The sequence below is a fragment of the Pseudomonas sp. R4-39-08 genome (genome assembly GCF_003852275.1).
Lineage (GTDB): Bacteria > Pseudomonadota > Gammaproteobacteria > Pseudomonadales > Pseudomonadaceae > Aquipseudomonas.
Genome location: NZ_CP027733.1, coordinates 1,498,230 through 1,515,209, shown reverse-complemented (window position 1 = coordinate 1,515,209; position 16,980 = coordinate 1,498,230). Strand labels below are relative to the sequence as shown.

At 60.2% G+C, this 16,980-nt stretch carries 22 protein-coding genes and 1 tRNA gene; 15 read left to right on the top strand and 8 right to left on the bottom strand.

Annotation, left to right across the window (positions count from 1 at the left end; all coding sequences use genetic code 11):
- Positions 1 to 311 precede the first annotated feature (311 nt).
- Genes C4J88_RS06775 through C4J88_RS06760 form a run of 4 tightly spaced genes read left to right on the top strand, consistent with a single transcriptional unit; the run spans position 312 to position 4,366 of the window.
- Positions 312 to 1,301 carry a tripartite tricarboxylate transporter substrate binding protein gene (locus C4J88_RS06775; RefSeq protein ID WP_164484579.1) on the top strand — a complete coding sequence of 330 codons (990 nt, stop codon included), beginning with the start codon at positions 312 to 314 and terminating at the stop codon, positions 1,299 to 1,301.
- A gap of 60 nt (positions 1,302 to 1,361) precedes the next feature.
- Complete coding sequence (locus tag C4J88_RS06770) at positions 1,362 to 1,820, top strand: tripartite tricarboxylate transporter TctB family protein (RefSeq protein ID WP_124361725.1); 459 nt, start codon at positions 1,362 to 1,364, stop codon at positions 1,818 to 1,820.
- 1 nt (position 1,821) lies between these two features.
- Positions 1,822 to 3,336 carry a tripartite tricarboxylate transporter permease gene (locus C4J88_RS06765; protein WP_124366208.1) on the top strand — a complete coding sequence of 505 codons (1,515 nt, stop codon included), beginning with the start codon at positions 1,822 to 1,824 and terminating at the stop codon, positions 3,334 to 3,336.
- A complete protein-coding gene (locus C4J88_RS06760; RefSeq protein WP_124406528.1) occupies positions 3,329 to 4,366 on the top strand; it encodes an AbrB family transcriptional regulator in 1,038 nt (345 codons plus the stop codon). Before C4J88_RS06765 ends, C4J88_RS06760 begins: the two co-directional genes overlap by 8 nt.
- 14 nt (positions 4,367 to 4,380) lie before the next feature.
- On the opposite strand, the gene ung is transcribed toward C4J88_RS06760, so the two are convergent.
- Complete coding sequence (gene ung / locus C4J88_RS06755) at positions 4,381 to 5,073, bottom strand: uracil-DNA glycosylase (RefSeq protein WP_124369947.1); 693 nt, start codon at positions 5,071 to 5,073, stop codon at positions 4,381 to 4,383.
- 136 nt (positions 5,074 to 5,209) lie between these two features.
- On the opposite strand from ung, the gene C4J88_RS06750 reads away from it, so the two are divergent.
- On the top strand, positions 5,210 to 6,322 hold the full coding sequence (locus C4J88_RS06750) for an enoyl-CoA hydratase/isomerase family protein (protein ID WP_124406527.1): 1,113 nt from the start codon (positions 5,210 to 5,212) through the stop codon (positions 6,320 to 6,322).
- 4 nt (positions 6,323 to 6,326) lie between these two features.
- On the opposite strand, the gene C4J88_RS06745 is transcribed toward C4J88_RS06750, so the two are convergent.
- Together C4J88_RS06745 and C4J88_RS27635 are read right to left on the bottom strand one after the other, a co-directional pair.
- Positions 6,327 to 6,761, bottom strand: a complete 435-nt coding sequence (locus C4J88_RS06745; RefSeq protein WP_124406526.1) for a DUF3757 domain-containing protein — start codon at positions 6,759 to 6,761, stop codon at positions 6,327 to 6,329.
- A 145-nt stretch (positions 6,762 to 6,906) separates the two neighbouring features.
- Complete coding sequence (locus tag C4J88_RS27635; RefSeq protein ID WP_124406525.1) at positions 6,907 to 7,260, bottom strand: hypothetical protein; 354 nt, start codon at positions 7,258 to 7,260, stop codon at positions 6,907 to 6,909.
- Between the two features lie 291 nt (positions 7,261 to 7,551).
- Between C4J88_RS27635 and C4J88_RS06735 the strand changes: the two genes are divergently transcribed.
- From C4J88_RS06735 to C4J88_RS06710, 6 genes are all read left to right on the top strand, one after another.
- A complete protein-coding gene (locus tag C4J88_RS06735; RefSeq protein ID WP_124406524.1) occupies positions 7,552 to 7,764 on the top strand; it encodes a cysteine-rich CWC family protein in 213 nt (70 codons plus the stop codon).
- Positions 7,754 to 8,446 carry a pseudouridine synthase gene (locus C4J88_RS06730; RefSeq protein ID WP_124406523.1) on the top strand — a complete coding sequence of 231 codons (693 nt, stop codon included), beginning with the start codon at positions 7,754 to 7,756 and terminating at the stop codon, positions 8,444 to 8,446. Before C4J88_RS06735 ends, C4J88_RS06730 begins: the two co-directional genes overlap by 11 nt.
- Positions 8,447 to 8,750: 304 nt before the next feature.
- Entirely contained in the window at positions 8,751 to 9,635 is an 885-nt protein-coding gene (locus C4J88_RS06725) for an alpha/beta fold hydrolase (protein WP_124406522.1), read from the top strand.
- A 134-nt stretch (positions 9,636 to 9,769) separates the two neighbouring features.
- Positions 9,770 to 9,843, top strand: a tRNA-Gly gene (locus C4J88_RS06720).
- Between the two features lie 196 nt (positions 9,844 to 10,039).
- Complete coding sequence (locus C4J88_RS06715) at positions 10,040 to 10,372, top strand: hypothetical protein (protein ID WP_124406521.1); 333 nt, start codon at positions 10,040 to 10,042, stop codon at positions 10,370 to 10,372.
- Positions 10,373 to 10,471: 99 nt separating this feature from the next.
- Positions 10,472 to 10,972, top strand: a complete 501-nt coding sequence (locus C4J88_RS06710) for a methylated-DNA--[protein]-cysteine S-methyltransferase (RefSeq protein WP_124361714.1) — start codon at positions 10,472 to 10,474, stop codon at positions 10,970 to 10,972.
- Here C4J88_RS06710 and C4J88_RS06705 read toward each other — a convergent pair whose 3' ends face one another.
- Positions 10,973 to 11,713: a GNAT family N-acetyltransferase gene (locus C4J88_RS06705; protein ID WP_305955152.1), complete on the bottom strand. Its 741-nt coding sequence runs from the start codon at positions 11,711 to 11,713 to the stop codon at positions 10,973 to 10,975.
- A gap of 218 nt (positions 11,714 to 11,931) precedes the next feature.
- On the opposite strand from C4J88_RS06705, the gene C4J88_RS06700 reads away from it, so the two are divergent.
- Positions 11,932 to 12,354 carry a low affinity iron permease family protein gene (locus C4J88_RS06700; protein WP_124406519.1) on the top strand — a complete coding sequence of 141 codons (423 nt, stop codon included), beginning with the start codon at positions 11,932 to 11,934 and terminating at the stop codon, positions 12,352 to 12,354.
- Between the two features lie 52 nt (positions 12,355 to 12,406).
- On the opposite strand, the gene C4J88_RS06695 is transcribed toward C4J88_RS06700, so the two are convergent.
- Positions 12,407 to 12,934 carry a DUF4142 domain-containing protein gene (locus C4J88_RS06695; RefSeq protein WP_057723086.1) on the bottom strand — a complete coding sequence of 176 codons (528 nt, stop codon included), beginning with the start codon at positions 12,932 to 12,934 and terminating at the stop codon, positions 12,407 to 12,409.
- 169 nt (positions 12,935 to 13,103) lie between these two features.
- The gene (gene fos / locus C4J88_RS06690; RefSeq protein ID WP_124406518.1) at positions 13,104 to 13,514 is read right to left on the bottom strand and encodes a fosfomycin resistance glutathione transferase; all 411 of its coding nucleotides are present in this window, start codon (positions 13,512 to 13,514) and stop codon (positions 13,104 to 13,106) included.
- A 100-nt stretch (positions 13,515 to 13,614) separates the two neighbouring features.
- On the opposite strand from fos, the gene C4J88_RS06685 reads away from it, so the two are divergent.
- Positions 13,615 to 13,854, top strand: coding sequence for a CopG family ribbon-helix-helix protein (locus C4J88_RS06685; protein WP_124361708.1), 240 nt, complete (start codon positions 13,615 to 13,617; stop codon positions 13,852 to 13,854).
- Positions 13,844 to 14,128, top strand: coding sequence for a type II toxin-antitoxin system RelE/ParE family toxin (locus C4J88_RS06680; RefSeq protein WP_124361707.1), 285 nt, complete (start codon positions 13,844 to 13,846; stop codon positions 14,126 to 14,128). The genes C4J88_RS06685 and C4J88_RS06680 overlap by 11 nt, the downstream gene beginning before the upstream one ends.
- A gap of 7 nt (positions 14,129 to 14,135) precedes the next feature.
- On the opposite strand, the gene C4J88_RS06675 is transcribed toward C4J88_RS06680, so the two are convergent.
- The gene (locus C4J88_RS06675; RefSeq protein ID WP_177412903.1) at positions 14,136 to 15,044 is read right to left on the bottom strand and encodes a LysR family transcriptional regulator; all 909 of its coding nucleotides are present in this window, start codon (positions 15,042 to 15,044) and stop codon (positions 14,136 to 14,138) included.
- Between the two features lie 77 nt (positions 15,045 to 15,121).
- On the opposite strand from C4J88_RS06675, the gene C4J88_RS06670 reads away from it, so the two are divergent.
- Positions 15,122 to 15,610, top strand: a complete 489-nt coding sequence (locus C4J88_RS06670; RefSeq protein WP_124369938.1) for a DMT family transporter — start codon at positions 15,122 to 15,124, stop codon at positions 15,608 to 15,610.
- A gap of 86 nt (positions 15,611 to 15,696) precedes the next feature.
- On the opposite strand, the gene C4J88_RS06665 is transcribed toward C4J88_RS06670, so the two are convergent.
- Entirely contained in the window at positions 15,697 to 16,890 is a 1,194-nt protein-coding gene (locus tag C4J88_RS06665) for a CaiB/BaiF CoA-transferase family protein (RefSeq protein WP_124406516.1), read from the bottom strand.
- Between the last annotated feature and the right edge of the window lie 90 nt (positions 16,891 to 16,980).

Here is a 16,980-nt window from a genome sequence, read left to right as displayed (position 1 = left end):
AACATTGAAAGGCAACTGAAAGGTTAGTGAAAGCTTCGCCCTTTAGCATCCAGTCACGGTGGTTACGCCCGCCGAGCTACCTCACCCGTAGCGCCCGAAAAACGCCTCGAAGCGTTTTCGCCAAAATAAGAACAATAACGGAGTGCACCACGATGCTGTCGACACAGCCCCAGGCTCGCCCGCCTGCAAGAAATTCCCGCCTTACTCACACCACTCTGCCCTTGCCGTCTTCGAAGACGGTGGCCGTGCGCTCGCGCAACGCCAGGCACAGCAGCGCACGCGGCTAAGCCACTCATAACAAAAAGACGGAGATCACCATGACCCTTTCACTGCGTAAAGTTGCCATTACCGCCGGCTGCATGCTGTTTGCCGGCCAACTGCTGGCCGCCGACGAACCCAAGCGCCCTGAATGCATCGCCCCGGCTTCCCCCGGCGGTGGTTTTGACCTGACCTGCAAGCTGGCACAAAGCGCGCTGGTCAACCAGAAACTGCTAAGCAAGCCGATGCGCGTGACCTACATGCCAGGCGGCGTGGGCGCAGTGGCCTACAACGCGGTGGTCGCTCAGCGCCCTGCGGATGGGGGTACCCTGGTGGCATGGTCCAGCGGTTCATTGCTGAACCTGGCCCAGGGCAAGTTCGGTCGCTTCGATGAAAGCGCCGTGCGCTGGCTCGCAGCGGTAGGCACCAGTTACGGTGCCATCGCAGTGAAAAGTGATTCGCCCTACAAGACCCTCGACGATCTCGTAAAAGCCTTGAAGAAAGATCCAGGCAGCGTAGTGATAGGTTCCGGCGGCACAGTGGGCAGCCAGGACTGGATGCAAACCGCCCTGATCGCCAAGGCCGCCGGGATCAACCCGCGCGAGCTGCGTTACGTCGCGCTGGAAGGCGGTGGCGAAATCGCTACCGCGTTGCTCGGTGGCCACATTCAGGTGGGCAGCACCGATATTTCCGACTCCATGCCACACATCCTCAGCGGTGACATGCGCCTGTTGGCGGTGTTCTCCGAGCAGCGCCTGGACGAGCCGGAAATGAAGAACATCCCGACTGCCAAGGAGCAAGGCTATGACATCGTCTGGCCAGTGGTGCGTGGCTTCTACCTCGGGCCAAAAGTGAGCGATGCCGACTATGCCTGGTGGAAGGATGCGTTCGACAAACTGCTGGCTTCCGACGAGTTCGCCAAGCTGCGTGATCAGCGCGAGCTGTTCCCGTTCGCCATGACAGGCCCGGAACTGGACACCTACGTGAAAAAACAGGTGGCTGACTACAAAGTGCTGGCCAAAGAGTTCGGCCTGATCCAGTAAATGCCCCGCTTTCGCGCGGCCACACCCGTTTAAACACGCGGTGTGGCCCAGGAGTTCACCATGCTCTTACAACGCATTTTCGCCGCCGTACTGTTGCTGGCCTGCGCTGGCCTCGCCCTGATGGCCTGGCCGTATCAGGCGGCGTTTTCCTACGAGCCGGTCGGGCCTCGCGCCTTTCCACTGCTGATGCTCGGGCTGATGAGCCTGGCGCTGATCTACATGCTGTTTCGCCCGCAACCCACCCAACACACCGAAGAAGACCCGGCGCTGGATCGCGACACACTGGTCAAGATCGGCATTTGCGTAGCGCTGTTGATCGTGTTCGCCGCCACCTTCGAATCGTTGGGTTTCATCCTCAGCAGCCTGTTGATCGGCATCCCGATGGCACGCCTGTATGGCGGGCGCTGGATACCCAGCGTAGTGATCGTCGGCCTGATGGCCATCGGCTTGTACCTGCTGTTCGACAAAGCCATGGATGTGCCGCTGCCCCTCGGCCTGCTCGACGTACTGGAGAACTGATATGGATACTTTCGGCTATTTGGGCCAGGGGTTCGGCGTCGCGCTGAGCCCGTACAACCTGGTGACCGCCTTGTGCGGCACGCTGATCGGCACCGTGGTCGGCCTCTTGCCGGGCCTGGGGCCGATCAATGGCGTGGCGTTGTTGATCCCCATCGCATTCGCCCTGGGCCTGCCACCCGAGTCGGCGTTGATCCTGCTCGCAGCGGTGTACCTGGGCTGCGAATACGGCGGCCGTATCAGCTCGATCCTGCTCAATATTCCGGGCGAAGCCTCCACTGTGATGACCACCCTCGACGGCTACCCGATGGCCCGCAAAGGCCTGGCCGGCGTGGCGCTGTCGTTGTCGGCGTGGAGTTCGTTCATCGGTGCCTTTATCGCCACCTGCGGCATGGTGCTGTTTGCCCCGCTGCTGGCCAAATGGGCGATTGCCTTCGGCCCGGCGGAATATTTCGTACTGATGGTATTTGCCATTGTGTGCCTGGGCGGCATGGCCGGTGACAAGCCGCTGAAAACCTTTGTGGCGGCGCTGATCGGTCTGTTCCTCTCGGCGGTGGGCATCGATGCCAACAGCGGCGTGTATCGCTTTACCGGCGACAACATCCACCTCACCGATGGCATTCAGTTCGTGGTGTTGGTGCTGGGCCTGTTTTCCATCAGCGAGATCCTGCTGCTGCTGGAGAAAACCCACCGAGGCCAGGAAGCGGTCAAAGCCACCGGACGGATGATGTTCAACCTGAAGGAAGCGTCTTCGGTTTTCGTAGTCAACATCCGTTGCGGCCTGCTCGGCTTCATCATGGGTGTGCTGCCGGGCGCGGGTGCTACGCTGGCCTCGGCCGTTGCCTACATGACCGAGAAACGCCTGGCCGGTGCCAGCGGTAAATTCGGCCAGGGCGACATGCGTGGCCTGGCCGCCCCGGAAACCGCAATCGGCGCCTCCGCCTGCGGTGCCCTGGTGCCGATGCTGACCCTGGGCGTGCCCGGTTCGGGCACCACGGCCGTGATGATCGGCGCCCTGTCGCTGTACAACATCACGCCCGGCCCGCTGCTGTTCCAACAGCAGCCGGACATTGTCTGGGGCCTGATCGCGTCGTTGTTTATCGCCAACATCATGCTGGTGATCCTCAACATCCCGATGATCCGCATCTTCACCCGGATCCTCGCCGTGCCGAACTGGGCGCTGGTACCGGTGATCGCCATCATCACCGCGATCGGCGTGTACGCGGTGCATGCCACCACGTTCGACCTGTTCCTGATGGTCGGTATCGGCATCTTCGGCTACATCCTGCGCAAGCTCGACTTTCCGCTGTCGCCGGTATTGCTGGGCTTTATCCTCGGCGGCCTGATGGAACAGAACCTGCGCCGCGCGCTGTCGATCTCCAACGGTGCGCTGGACATCTTGTGGTCGAGCCCGATCACCTTCGGCGTCTGGGTACTGACCGCGCTGATGCTGATGTTCCCGCTGGTGCGCATCTACCGCAAACGTGCCTTGCAGCGTCGTGCCGTGGCCGATGTCTGAGGTCACTTTCAAGCAATGGTGGGGAACACCGCTGGTCGGCCTGGCCGGCGGTTACCTGGCCAGCCTCGTCGGCTGGCCTTTGCCCTATATGGTCGGCTCGTTGCTGGCGATCATCCTGGTGCGCTGCCTCACGCCCTGGCAATTGGCGGAAATTCCCGGCGGGCGCAAATGCGGCCAATGGGTGGTGGGCATCGGCATCGGCCTGCACTTCACGCCGGTAGTGATCGAACAGGTGATGAGCCACTTCGGGCTGATCTTCTTCGGCGCCTTGGTGACGAGTTTGTCGAGCGTGGTCGGGGTGTGGTTGATGCGCCGCAGCGGTGAAGACCGCGCCACCGCGTTTTTCTCCAGCATGCCGGGCGGCTCCGGGGAGATGGTCAACCTCGGCGCGCGCAATGGTGCGGTGCTCAGCCGGGTTGCGGCGGGGCAGAGTTTGCGCGTGCTGGTAGTGGTGCTGTGTGTGCCGGCGATCTTCAAGTATTTGCTGGGCGGTGGCGCGCCGCAGTTTCATCCGGCCCCCGTGGATTGGCGGTGGCTGGCGTTGCTGTTTCCGATGGGGCCCCTGGTGGCCTGGGGCTGGCAGCGTTTGCACCAGCCGAACCCTTGGCTGTTCGGCCCGTTGCTGGTGAGCGCGACTGCCAGTGTGGTCTGGGACCTGCATATCGGCCTGCCCGATGGCGGCAGCCAGATCGGCCAATGGCTGATCGGCAGCGGCTTGGGGTGTCACTTCAACCGCCAGTTCTTTCGGCGCGCCCCCGCGTTCATGGGCCGCACCTTGATTGGCACCGCCTTGACCATGGCACTGGCAACATTGGCGGCGGTGGGCCTGAGCGCCCTGACCCAGTTGGACCTGCGCTCCTTGACCCTGGGCATGATGCCTGGCGGCATTGCCGAAATGAGCCTCACGGCTGAAACCTTGCAATTGTCGGTGCCGTTGGTGACGGCGATGCAGGTGATGCGGCTGTTGTTCGTGCTGTTTCTGGCGGAGCCGTTGTTCAGGCATTGGAACCGCCGGCCGGAAACCATCTGAATCCTCATCGCAGTTCAGAGCGGCGGCAACCGCCACTCGATCGGCGCCTCGCCATTCTGCTCCAGAAACTTGTTGGCGCGACTGAAATGCCCGCAGCCCAGGAACCCGCGATACGCCGACAACGGTGATGGATGCACCGAGGTCAGCACCAGGTGCTTGGTGGCATCGATCAGCTTCTGTTTGCTCTGGGCGTGGGCGCCCCACAACAAAAACACCAGATGCGGCTGATGCTCGCTGACCACCTCGATGATCCGGTCGGTAAAGAACTGCCAGCCCTTGCCCGCATGGGCATTGGCATTGGCGCGTTCCACGGTCATGGTGGTGTTGAGCATCAGCACGCCCTGGTCGGCCCAGCTTTGCAGGTAGCCGTGGTTGGGGATGTCGATGTTCAGGTCACGCTTGAGTTCTTTATAGATATTGACCAGGGACGGCGGCGCCGGCACGCCCGGTTGCACCGAGAAGCACAGGCCGTGGGCCTGGCCGGGGCCGTGGTACGGGTCCTGGCCGAGGATCACTACCTTGACCTTGTCCAGCGGCGTCGAGTTGAGGGCATTGAAAATCAGCGGGCCGGGCGGGTAGATCTCCTTGCCGGCCGCATGTTCCTGGCGCAGGAACTCGCGCAACTGGGCCATGTAGGGCTTCTCGAACTCATCGCGCAGGGCGTGTTTCCAGCTGGGTTCGAGTTTGATACGGTCGCCATCGGTCATAGTTGAATTGTCTTGTAAAAAAGAATGAGGCGAACCCTAGGAAAGCCGACCCCGCTTGTCAATTGATCTGACACACCACCGGCGCTTTCCCACGAAGGGATCATACTCATCCTTCACCTTCTCGATTGAGGTCACGATGAACCTGCACTTCGAAGAACTGACCGGCAGCGACGGCGCCCGCATCGGCATCGCCAGCCTGGACGCGGAAAAGACCCTCAACGCCCTGTCCCTGCCGATGATTTTGGCCTTGGGTGATCGCCTGGATGCCTGGGCCAAGGACCCGAACATCGTCTGCGTATTGCTGCGCGGCAATGGCCCCAAGGCCTTTTGCGCCGGTGGCGAAGTGCGCAGCCTGGCGCAGGCCTGTCGCGAACAACCCGGCGAAGTACCCGCCCTGGCCGCGCAGTTTTTCGCCGCGGAGTACCGCCTCGATTATCGCCTGCACACCTATCCCAAACCGCTGATCTGTTGGGGCCACGGCTATGTGCTGGGCGGCGGCATGGGGCTGCTGCAAAGCGCGTCCGTGCGTGTCGTGACGCCCACCAGCCGGCTGGCCATGCCGGAAATCAGTATCGGCCTGTACCCGGATGTCGGCGCCAGCAGGTTCTTGTCGCGCCTGCCCGGCAAACTTGGGTTGTTCCTGGGCCTTACCGGCGCCCACATCAATGGTCGTGATGCCTTGGACCTGGGCCTGGCCGACCGTTTCCTGCGCGATGACCAGCAAGACGAACTGCTCGAAGGCCTGCTGCAACTGAACTGGCAGGAACAGAGCGCGATGCAGCTCAACAGCCTGCTCAAGGCCCTCGCCCAGGAAGCCGTCGACCAGCAACCCGAAGCGCAGTGGTTGCCGCGCCGTGGGCAGATCGACGAATGGCTGGATGTGGGTGACATACGCTGCGGCTGGCGCGCGTTGAGCCAGTTGCGTGATCATGCTGATCCGCTGCTGGCTCGCGCCGGCAAGACGCTGAGCGAAGGCTGCCCGCTGACCGCCCATCTGGTGTGGGAGCAAATCCGCCGGGCTCGACATTTGTCGTTGGCTCAAGTGCTCCAGATGGAGTACACGGTGAGCCTCAACTGCTGCCGTCATCCGGAATTCGCCGAAGGGGTGCGGGCGCGGTTGATCGATAAGGACCAGGCGCCGCACTGGCACTGGCCGGATATCAACACAATTCCAGAGGCGGTGGTGCAGGCGCATTTTGAAAAAGCCTGGGAGGGTAGGAATCCTCTGGCAGATTTATCCGATTATTGACAGCCTATCGTTGCGAGTTATTTATCGTGAATGCGCAATTATCGGGTTGATTGTCACGGCAGACGTAAACCTGTTGATCGAACGGAATCTTGCCAAGCTCCCAATGCAAGCTGTCGGTCAGCGACATGGTGTTGGCAGCGCCTGAAATGCAAGGACGCATAACGACCAGTTCTTCACGCTGGTTTTCATAAACGCACTTTTCCACGTAGCCGTTTTTTCGGTCAGTGCCCTTTTCAGGCGTGAATAAAGCGCCAAGAAAGCTATGTATATATTCGTTAGGCTCAACCTTGGGACCTTGCCAGAGCACGCCATCCTGCTGGTATTGAAAGTAGCCTTTGACGTTTCGGATCATCGATTTATCCGGACAAAACTGCTTTGCCCCCGCCGGGCCCATGACGCAGCCGACGAGTAAAAGCACGCACATCAGTTGTTTGAACATAGAGGCTTTCCTTCACAAGCACACAACGTTTCCCGCAGTGAATTAGATCTTGAGCCTCAAAGATAGCTGTTAAATCTGACAGTGCCGACGAATGGCAGGCAAAAAAAAGCGGCGCATCATGCGCCGCTTCGTTCAAAGCCTTTCTTCAGCGGTGACCACCGCGTCCACCGCCATGCTCACCACCCCGTCCGTGACCGCCGTTTCCCCAACGATTTCCTCCCCAGCCCTGGTTCGGATACGCCCGGTAGGCAGACCTCGGATAATAACGTGGCGCGGGTTGGTAATAACGCGGCGCCGAGTAATAGCGCGGGGCCGGATAGTAACGTGGAGCCGGCGCGTAGTAGCTGCCCCTGTCATAGCGAGGGCCACCGTAGTAATAGGCAGGCGCCGGTGCGGTATACACCTCGGAGCGATAGTAAGTGGCGCCTCCATCGTAGTAGGGCACACAAGCTGACAAGGTCAGGCCGAGTAATACAGTGAGCAGCAGTCGTCGATACATGGCGGCCTCCTGGACCGCGGAAGAGCACCTCCAGCGACGCTGGAGAGCGGCATCCAGCTTGCGCCGAATGACAGAATATCTGACATCAAAAACAACATCTGGTGCGTTCCAGTAACAACTTGATACATCAACACGCAAGTCCTCTAGGGACAATCGACGGGAGCCCAAGCTATATCGTTTCAGTCATTCAGGCAGATGCCTTGTCGCTCTCGATGACGGCATTGTCCTGCTGCGGGTCCGAGCTGTATTGTGCAAGGCCGAGCACACCTGCCTATACAGCCTGACCCTGCCATGACCACACCCACGCTTTGCCCCGCCTGCGGAGCCGTCAACGACTGCGCCCTGGCAGACCCACGCACGGTTGACCAGGCGTGCTGGTGCTTCAATGTCACCATTGACCCGGCGGTACTCCTCGCGCTGCCTGACGAACTGCGCAATAAAGCCTGCCTGTGCCCGCGTTGCGCCCAAGTGGATGTACAGTTGCGCACCCCTGATGCGCATTGATCGGTTCCTCAGCAACCTGCCGCGCTTCAATCGCAGGCAAGTACGGTTGCTGTTGGTGGAACGCCGAGTCAGCGTTGATGGCGTAACGGTCAGTGATCCTCACCATGAGGTACGCGAGTTCAGCCAGGTGTGCGTTGATGGTGAGGTGCTGCAGGCGGGCAAACCGGCGCGCTATTTCATGCTGCACAAACCCCAAGGGTGCGTAAGTGCCACGGCGGATCCGCAACACCCTACCGTGCTCGATCTGCTGAATGAGCCGGACAATGGCACGCTGCATATTGCCGGGCGCCTGGACTACAACACGACCGGCCTGATGTTGATCACCAACGACGGCCAGTGGTCGCGGCGCCTGACACAACCGACGACCAAGTTGCCCAAGGTGTACCGCGTGGAAACAGCGCAGGAAATCGGTCCCGAATACGCGGTGACATTCAAGGCGGGCCTGTACTTCGCGTTCGAAGACCTCACCACCCAACCCGCCGAGCTGGAATTACTCGGACCGACCACGGCGCGCTTGAGCATCATCGAAGGCCGTTATCACCAGGTAAAACGCATGTTCGGGCACTTCAATAACAAGGTAATCGCGCTGCACCGTGAGCGCATGGGCCCGCTGCAGTTGGATCCGTCCCTTGCGCCGGGGGAATACCGAGCCCTGACTGACGATGAAATCCGACAAGTCTGACGACCGTTCAGCCGCTGATGGCAAAAAACCAGCCAGGCGGCTTGCGACCTGCCGAGTCTGTGCTTGAATCAAGTTCACCCGTTGAAATATGACTGGCGAGTCACCTATAACCTCCAAGAAACACCTTGCCCCGCCCGTGCTGGATTGACGGGCCGTCCCGGCAAACATCCCGCCCTGACAACCGCTGTCGGCCAACCGCAATCGGGCCGACAGGGGCGCTCATCTTCCAGGCGTATGCCTACCTGTCATAAAGCTCGTGCAAAGTCATTTGCGCGCCCTACCCGCTTGCCAGGAGTCTTACGACATGAGGCCAGAAATCGCTGTGTTGGATATACAGGGTCAGTACCGGGTTTACACGGAGTTCTATCGCGCGGATGCCGCTGAAAAGACCATCATTCTGGTCAACGGCTCGATGGCCACCACGGCCTCTTTCGCCCAAACCGTGAAAAGCCTTTACCCCCAATTCAATGTGGTGCTGTACGACCAGCCCTACGCCGGCCGTTCCAAAATCCACAACCGCCACGAGCAGATGCTGACGAAGGAAGTCGAAGGCCAGATCCTGCTGGAGCTGATCGAGCGCTTCGCCGCCGAACACGTGCTCGCGTTCTCGTGGGGCGGTACTGCCGCCCTGTTCGCCCTCGCCCAACGCCCGCGACGCATTGAAAAGGCGGTGATCAGCTCGTTCTCCCCGGTGATCAACGCGCCCATGCGCGACTACCTTGAGCGCGGCGTCGACTACCTCGGCAACCTCGACCGCGACCGCGTCGGCCATCTGGTCAACAGCACCATCGGCAAGCACCTGCCGTCGCTGTTCAAGCGCTTCAACTACAAGCACGTCAGCAGCCTGGCCGAGCATGAATACGGGCAGATGCACTTCCACATCAGCCAGGTGCTTCACAGCGATCGCTTGTGTTACCTCAATGCAGCCAGGCAGATCGACATTCCGGTGCTATTCCTGAACGGCGAATGGGACGAGTACACCAGCGCCGAGGATGCCAGGCTGTTTGGGCAACATATAACCCACAGCAGCTTCAGCACTATCCAGGCCACAGGGCATTTCCTGGATATGGAGCATAAAGCGGCATGCCGGGACAGCCGGGAGGCGGTGGTAGGCTTTTTGAAAGGGCAGCGGCCGGGGAGTCGGTTACGCTACCAGCAGGGTCAGACGCAACATGCATGGGCGGTCTGAAGTGAGGCCCACTGTAGGAGCGGGTTCCTGCAGTGGCGCCGCTCATTTGCGGGCGGTGCGCGCGCAACGTGCGATTTTTTCGAAGAAAAACTTCAAATCCAGCTGAACATCTGGTACAAAGTCAGCCGCTTTGAGCGGGTATAGTTTAGTGGCAAAACGAAAGCTTCCCAAGCTTTAGTTGAGGGTTCGATTCCCTCTACCCGCTCCACTCAAATTGGCTTTCCTGTCATGCCATGCCTGACAGGAAATGCATAAAAAACCGGCTCTGGGAGCCGGTTTTTTTATGCCTGCCGTTCAGGTGCCGATACGCTTGTGGCGGTGGCTCAGTAAAGTCTTACTGCGACAACGAACCGGTATTGTGATGATGTCAGCTCGTCGCCTCCCGCGAAATCAGGAGTATCGCAATGCTTGAGCCTGACCAATGCACGCCACCGCCCATCCTGCGCCAAGTGATCGGTTGGGTGGTGGTTCTGCCGCTGCTGGTCTCACTGGCGAGGCCACCCTTTCCCCTGGGCTTGGGGCTGGCGCTCGGAGCAATCGCCGCGTCGGTCTATGGGGTGGTGTTCGCCCGTCGTCACGCCAGCCGACGCGTGACTGTGTTCGCCCTGGTCGCTACCCTGCTCAATGCCGTGTCGTTGGTAATGTTAAGCACAGCGTCCGTGCTGATGGCGCTCTACTTTATCGTTCGACTCTACGTATATTCCTACGTCAGCCATTGGGTTTACTGGAACTTCTAAGCCCACGAAAAATTCGAGCGCAAGAAACGTAGTTTGCCAATACCCTGATGGACCTACACTGGCGCCGTACGCTTCAGCATCCCTTCGAGGAGCCCGCCCATGCCCTGTGAATACACCCTCATGCCCTCCCCTGTCGGCGAACTCACCTTGGTGGCGCGCCATGGCAAACTTGGCGCCATCCTGTGGCAAACAGAGCGCGCCAACCGCGTGCGCCTGGGCGAATTAATCGAGGCCAACGACAGCCTGGTGTTATTGGAAGCCCAGCGCCAGCTAAACGAATACTTCGCGGGAACACGCAGCCAGTTCGAGCTGGAGTTGGACTTCGCCGGCACCGACTTTCAGAAACAAGTCTGGCAGGCCCTGCTGACCATTCCGTTTGGCGAAACGCGCAGCTACAGCCAGATAGCCCAGCAGATCGGCAACCCGAAAGCCGTGCGTGCAGTCGGGGCGGCGAATGGGCGTAATCCGATTTCGATCATTGCGCCCTGTCACCGAGTGGTGGGTGCTTCGGGCGGGCTGACCGGGTTTGCGGGAGGGCTTGAGGCCAAGCAATATCTGTTGACGCTGGAGAATCGCGGCCAGGCGAAACTGGCGTTCTGATCATGGCTGTGGGGCAGCCCCGCGAATAAAGGATGCGCAATCGAACAAGCGTTGGAAACCGAACTTTCCATACAGCGCAACGGCGAGCGTCGAGGCCTCGAGAAAACACCGGCGAGCCCCCAGGCCCGAGGCGTGAAGCAGGGCCGCTTGAATCAATCGAGTGGCGTAGCCTCTTCCACGAAAGCCGACCCGCGTGCCGACATCACTCAGTCGGGCCTCCCCCTCACATAACGACAAGGTCAACGAACAGCTCACCTGCCCCTCGACAGACAATGTGAAGTGATAAAGGGCTTCACCGGCGTCCAGGGCTCGCTGGTGCCGAGCCTGGTAATGCGCGACCGCTTTGGGCGCTATCAGGAATGCACTGTCGAGCGGAGTCGCCCATTCGTTCAGGTTCCGAGTCAGGCTGATCTGCACACCTTCCTCGTTTATCAATGGCGCAAGGCGCGCCAATGACAGGACCATCGCCGTGGTCTCTTCAGCCGGCTGAAAGCCGAGCTGCGCGAGCACGTCGCGCAAGCCATCGACCTGTTCCTGAGGAATCACGATGCGAATGGGGATCAAGGTACGACGGATCAGGTCCAGGGGTAACTCCGTCGCTTCGCGCAGCGGGGCGCTGCCCAGACGAATAAACAACATATTCCACGGCGCGCAATGTTCCTCAGCAAAATAGGTGCTGATACCGGCGCTATGCCGACAATACATCGCGCAGGTCGCCGCAAAAAAATGCGCTTCGGTCAAGTCATAGCGTGCAAATAGGGCATGGGCGTTTTTAGCGTGCATAAGCAATAACCAGGCAAAAACCCAGTCTTGTGCTCAAGGTTTCACAGCGCCGTAGGCCCGCTCCTAAAAGCCCGACAGAAAAACCTCTACTTTTGTCCGACTGTTAAGTTGTAAAAAGAAATTTCAGCGAGCGACTGCTGTCAGTAGTTTCATCACCCTTCTTGAGGAAAACGGTCATGAAATTCTCTGCAGTCTCCCAAACCCTGTCGCGCTGGGCCGGCAGCCCCCGGACGTTCTACACGGCGGTGGCGCTGATCCTGGCGTGGAGCCTGAGCGGGCCGTACTTTCATTACAACGATACCTGGCAGTTGATCATCAACACCTCGACCACCATCATCACGTTCCTGATGGTGTTCCTGATCCAGAACACACAGAACCGCGACAATGACATCCTGCATATCAAGATCGACGAGCTGTTGCGTGTGTCCAAGGATGCGCAGAACGCCGTATTGAGCCTGGACGGCCTGGACCGTAAGGAGCTTGAAAAGCTACGTCAGGAATATCGTGATATCGGCAAAGCCGGCAATGTGAACCTCAATAGCAGTTGCGGCCCTGCCGCCGACGCTGCGCAGCGCAAAACCGATTTGAACCAGGCATGAAAAAACGGCGGTTGGAAATGATCCAACCGCCGTTTTCATTTCAAAGGGAGCTTCAACCGTCGCCTTGGTGCCCCTTGCCGTAGGTCGAGGCCAGGGCGCGGGCTTTTTCCAGACGCTCCTGCAGCTTGGGCAGCGTCTCATCCACCAACGCTTTTATCTCTGGCACCTGCGACGCCGCGCCTTCCTGCTTGAACAGGGCGATGGCGTCTTCGTTTTCCTTGACCTGCTGCGCGGTGTAGGCGGCGTCGAAGGAGTCGCCGTCCTTGAGTTCGGGCATCAGGGTTTCGGCCTTGTCGACGATCTTCTCGCGCGGGGCTACCGGCAAGTCGAGCTTTTTAGCGATAGCCGCCAGATGCTGGTTGGCCAGGGTGCGCTCATTGATCACCTCGATGGTGTAATCCTTGATCTCTTGGGACGAGGTTCTGGCGTGGGCCATGCGACTGGTTTCGATATCGGCCATGCCTTTGGCCGAAGCCTGCTCGATGAATTCGGCAGGTGACTGGGCGAAAGCATTGCTGGCGCCGAGGCCCAGCAGCATCGCGAAACTGGCGGTGCGTAACCGGATAGCCATGCGGCTCATGATGGGTTCCTCCAGGGCAAAAATAGGTGCGAGGAAACAGCGCCTCGCCCTGGATTCGAATTTTGCTTGAGGCAAAGGTTTAGAAAAAACTTTCCAGTGCGACGAACGGTCGTTGTTGAGTCAGGCGGGTTTGTCGGCAAACAGGCCCGGACTTCTGCACGTTCCCAGGCTAAGGGTAAAACTTCATTCCGGCATAAGGCTTGGCGCGACAGGCTTGCAGCCGCGAGGCCAGATCGCCTACATGGGCTTCGAGCTTATGGCCATCGGGGTCGAGAAAATAGAACGAGGCGCCTTCACTGCGATTGTCGCGCCACTCCCCCACGCCAGCGGCTCGCAAGCGTGCGACCAGCGAAATGAAATCGTGCGCTTCGACGGTCAATGCGTAATGCGTGTAATCGGCGGCCGGGATCGGGTTACGTAACGGGTCCAGCGACAAACATAACCACAGCCCAGGCAGCGAAAGGTAGGCGCCGTTATCCCAGGTGGCGTCAAGCCGAAGCTGCAGGAGCTCATGGTAGAAACGGATGCCGCGTTGCAGATCGGTGACGGCCAGGGTCAGGTGATTCAGACCGGATAGCATAAGTTTTTCCTTTTCCAGGAAACCCCTGACGAACGGGACAATCGATGGATGGGACGACACTGTAGTATGTTGCATTACCTATCACTACATTGAGGTTCGTATGTCTGTTATGTCCCTGCGGATACCGGACGATGTCGCCGATACGCTTGCCAGTCTGGCCAAAGCGACCGGTCGCAGCAAATCGTTCCTCGCTGTTGACGCGCTACGTGAATACTTGACGCGTGAAGCATGGCAAATCGAAGAGATTCAAAAGGCGCTGAAAGAAGCTGATGCGGGGGATTTCGCGACGGCTGCCGAGGTAAAAGCCGTCGCTGACAAATGGCGCAACAATGCAGGTTGAGTGGCTGAGGACAGCCCTCAGAAACCTGGATGATGAAGCGGCCTTTATTGCTGAAGAAAACCCCAAAGCCGCCTACGAGTTCGTCCAGGCGATTTTGGCCGGGCTTGAACACATTGCGCAATTTCCCGCGTTGGGAAAAACCGGGCGCGTCCCAGGGACGCGTGAATGGGTGGTGCCCCGGTGGCCCTACATTGTCCCTTACCGTATTCGTGAAGGGCGACTACAGGTGATGCGAATTTTTCATACCCGCCGCCAACCACCTACCTCCTGGTAGCGGCTGATCAGCCCTTTAGCACACCCTGCACCCGCCCACTCAACCACTGCAACCCCGCATCCCCGCCCCGTCGCGCATGCCATGCCAGCTCAAATGCAAACGAAGGAATATGAAACGGCGGTGGCACGGCGATCAGTTGGGCATGATCGATATTCAACAAGCCCCGGGAGGAGACGGTCAGGATCAGGTCCGTGCCCTGAATCAACTGCGGTGCCACGCCCCAGTGCGGCAGGCTGACGGCCACATGCCGGCGCTGACGAATCGCGGTCAGCGCACGCTCGATTTCCGGCGTGCCGCTGCCGCGCATTTCCAGCAAGACATGGAGGCGTGACAGGTAGGTAGGCAGGTCCAGCACACCCGTCGTCGGCAGGCTGTCGCGGTCGACCAGGCAGGTGTAATGCTCTTCGAATAAAGGCGTAGTCCGCAGTTCGGCAGGCATGTCAGGGAAAACCCCGGCGGCCAGGTCGAGATCGCCATTGAGCACGCCGTCGACCATGCCTTCGCGGCTGGCCTGGATGATTTGCAGGTCGATGCCCGGCGCTTCACGGCGCAACAAGCGCACCAATCCCGGTAGGAAAATCGCCGCACTGTAGTCCGACATTGCCACGCGAAAGCGGCGTTTGGCCGACGCCGGGTCAAAGCGGTTCGGCGCCAGCAGCGCTTGCACCTGGGCCAGCGCCTCCGCCAACGGCGTAGCCAACTCCAGCGCACGCGCCGTTGGTATCAATGAGCCGCCCTGACGCACCAGCAACGGGTCGCCCAGCAGGTCACGCAAGCGCGCCAGCGCGTGGCTGACCGCCGGTTGGCTCAGGTGCAGGCGTTCGGCGGCGCGGGTGACGTGTTGCTCGCTGAGCAACACGTCAAGAATCACCAACAGGTTGAGGTCGATGCGCCTTAGATCATTCATCAGCTGCATGCTCGGTATAAGAACTTGGAATTTAAATTTGCGCGACGAATAACCTAGAGTCCAGCAAAACCTTTGGGAGATTCGCCATGACGACGTTGCATTGGCTGGGTGTGTTGCTGCTGGCGGTGATCGCTGGTGCCGTGGTGCCGTTTCAAAGTGCGATCAACGCCAACCTGGGTCGCGGGCTCGGTCACCCGTTGTGGGCGACGCTGGCTTCGCTGTTGGTGAGCATCATTGTGTTGCTGCCGGTGATCATCGCCCTACGGCTGCCCTTGCCGAACCTGGCCTTTATCACCCAGGCGCCGCTGTGGATGTGGGCTGGTGGCGCATTCGGCGTGTGCTTTATCTCGCTGGCATTGGTGCTGATGCCCACGCTGGGCGCATCAGGCTTCGTTGCCCTGGCGATGGCCGGGCAGATTCTCGCGTCGTTGCTGCTCGACCATTTCGGCCTGTTCGGCCTGGTGGAGCGCCAACTCACAACGCCCCGCGTGGTGGGGGCGTTGCTGTTGATCGGCGGCGTCGCACTGATTCAGTTCAGCGCGACGCCGGCCCGTGCATTGGCAACGGCTGGCTGACGACCACAGCAAACCGCCATGCTGATACACGAAAACCCGGCGCGGGCAGACCTCCTACACAATCAGCGAGTCGGAATAGTCGGTGATCATTGCACCACTCCCGAAGCCTTCAGACGTTGAATGTCAGCGTCTGTCAGGCCCAGGCCTGCGAGGATGTCATCGGTATGCTGGCCCAGCGCAGGACCTTGCCAGTTCACCGCGCCGGGCGTTTCCGACAGTTTGGGCACGATGCCGGGCATTTTTACCGACACACCACCGGGCAAATCGGCATCGAGCAACATATCCCGTGCCTGGTAGTGCGGGTCGCTGACAATGTCCGCCACGGAGTAGATGCGCCCGGCCGGCACTTCAGCGGCCTCCAGGGCGCTGAGCACCTGCTCGATGGGCAGGCTGCTGGTCCAGTGGGTGATTGCCGCGTCGAGCAAACCACTCTGTGCCGCACGGCCATCGTTATGGGCGAACTCAGGCGCAGCGGCCAGGTCGGCGCGGCCGATGGCGGTCATCAGGCGCTTGTAGATCGGGTCGCTGTTGCCGGCGATCACCACGTAGGCGCCGTCGGCGGTCAGGTAGGTATTGGACGGCGCGATACCGGGCAAGGCACCGCCGCTGCGCTCACGTACATGGCCGAGCATGTCGTATTCGGGCACCAGGCTTTCCATCAGGTTGAACACGCTTTCCGCCAGGGACACGTCGACGATCTGCCCGTCACCCTGGCCGGTCTTGACCCGCAGCAGCGACATCAGCGCGCCGATCACACCGTGCAACGACGCAAGCGAATCTCCCAGGCTCACGCCGACCCGCGCCGGTGGCGAATCCGGGTTGCCGGTGGTGTAGCGAATGCCGCCCATGGCCTCGCCGATCGCACCGAAACCCGGGCGGTCGCGATAGGGCCCGGTCTGGCCATAGCCGGAGATGCGCACCAGGGTCAGCTTGGGGTTGAGGGCATGCAATACGTCCCAACCCAGGCCGAGTTTTTCCAAGCCACCGGGGCGCAGGTTTTCGATCAGCACGTCGGCGTCGCCGAGCAGTTGCTTGATCAGGCTCAAGCCTTCTACCGACTTGAGGTCCAGGGCCAGGGACTGCTTGTTGCGCGACTGCAGGTACCACCACAGCGACGTGCCTTCGTGCAGCTTTCGCCATTTGCGAAGCGGATCGCCCTGCCCCATGGCTTCGATCTTGATCACCTCGGCACCAAAATCGGCCATCATCCGCGCCGCGAAGGGCGCGGCAATCAGGGTGCCGATCTCGATAACCTTGATACCGTTCAGGGGAGCCGTCATGGGATGTACCTCTTATTCTTGGAGTGTGCACCGAGGCTAAAGCACTCGGGAAGGAAAAATCCAACCGCAGCACACCAGGCTTTTGTGCAG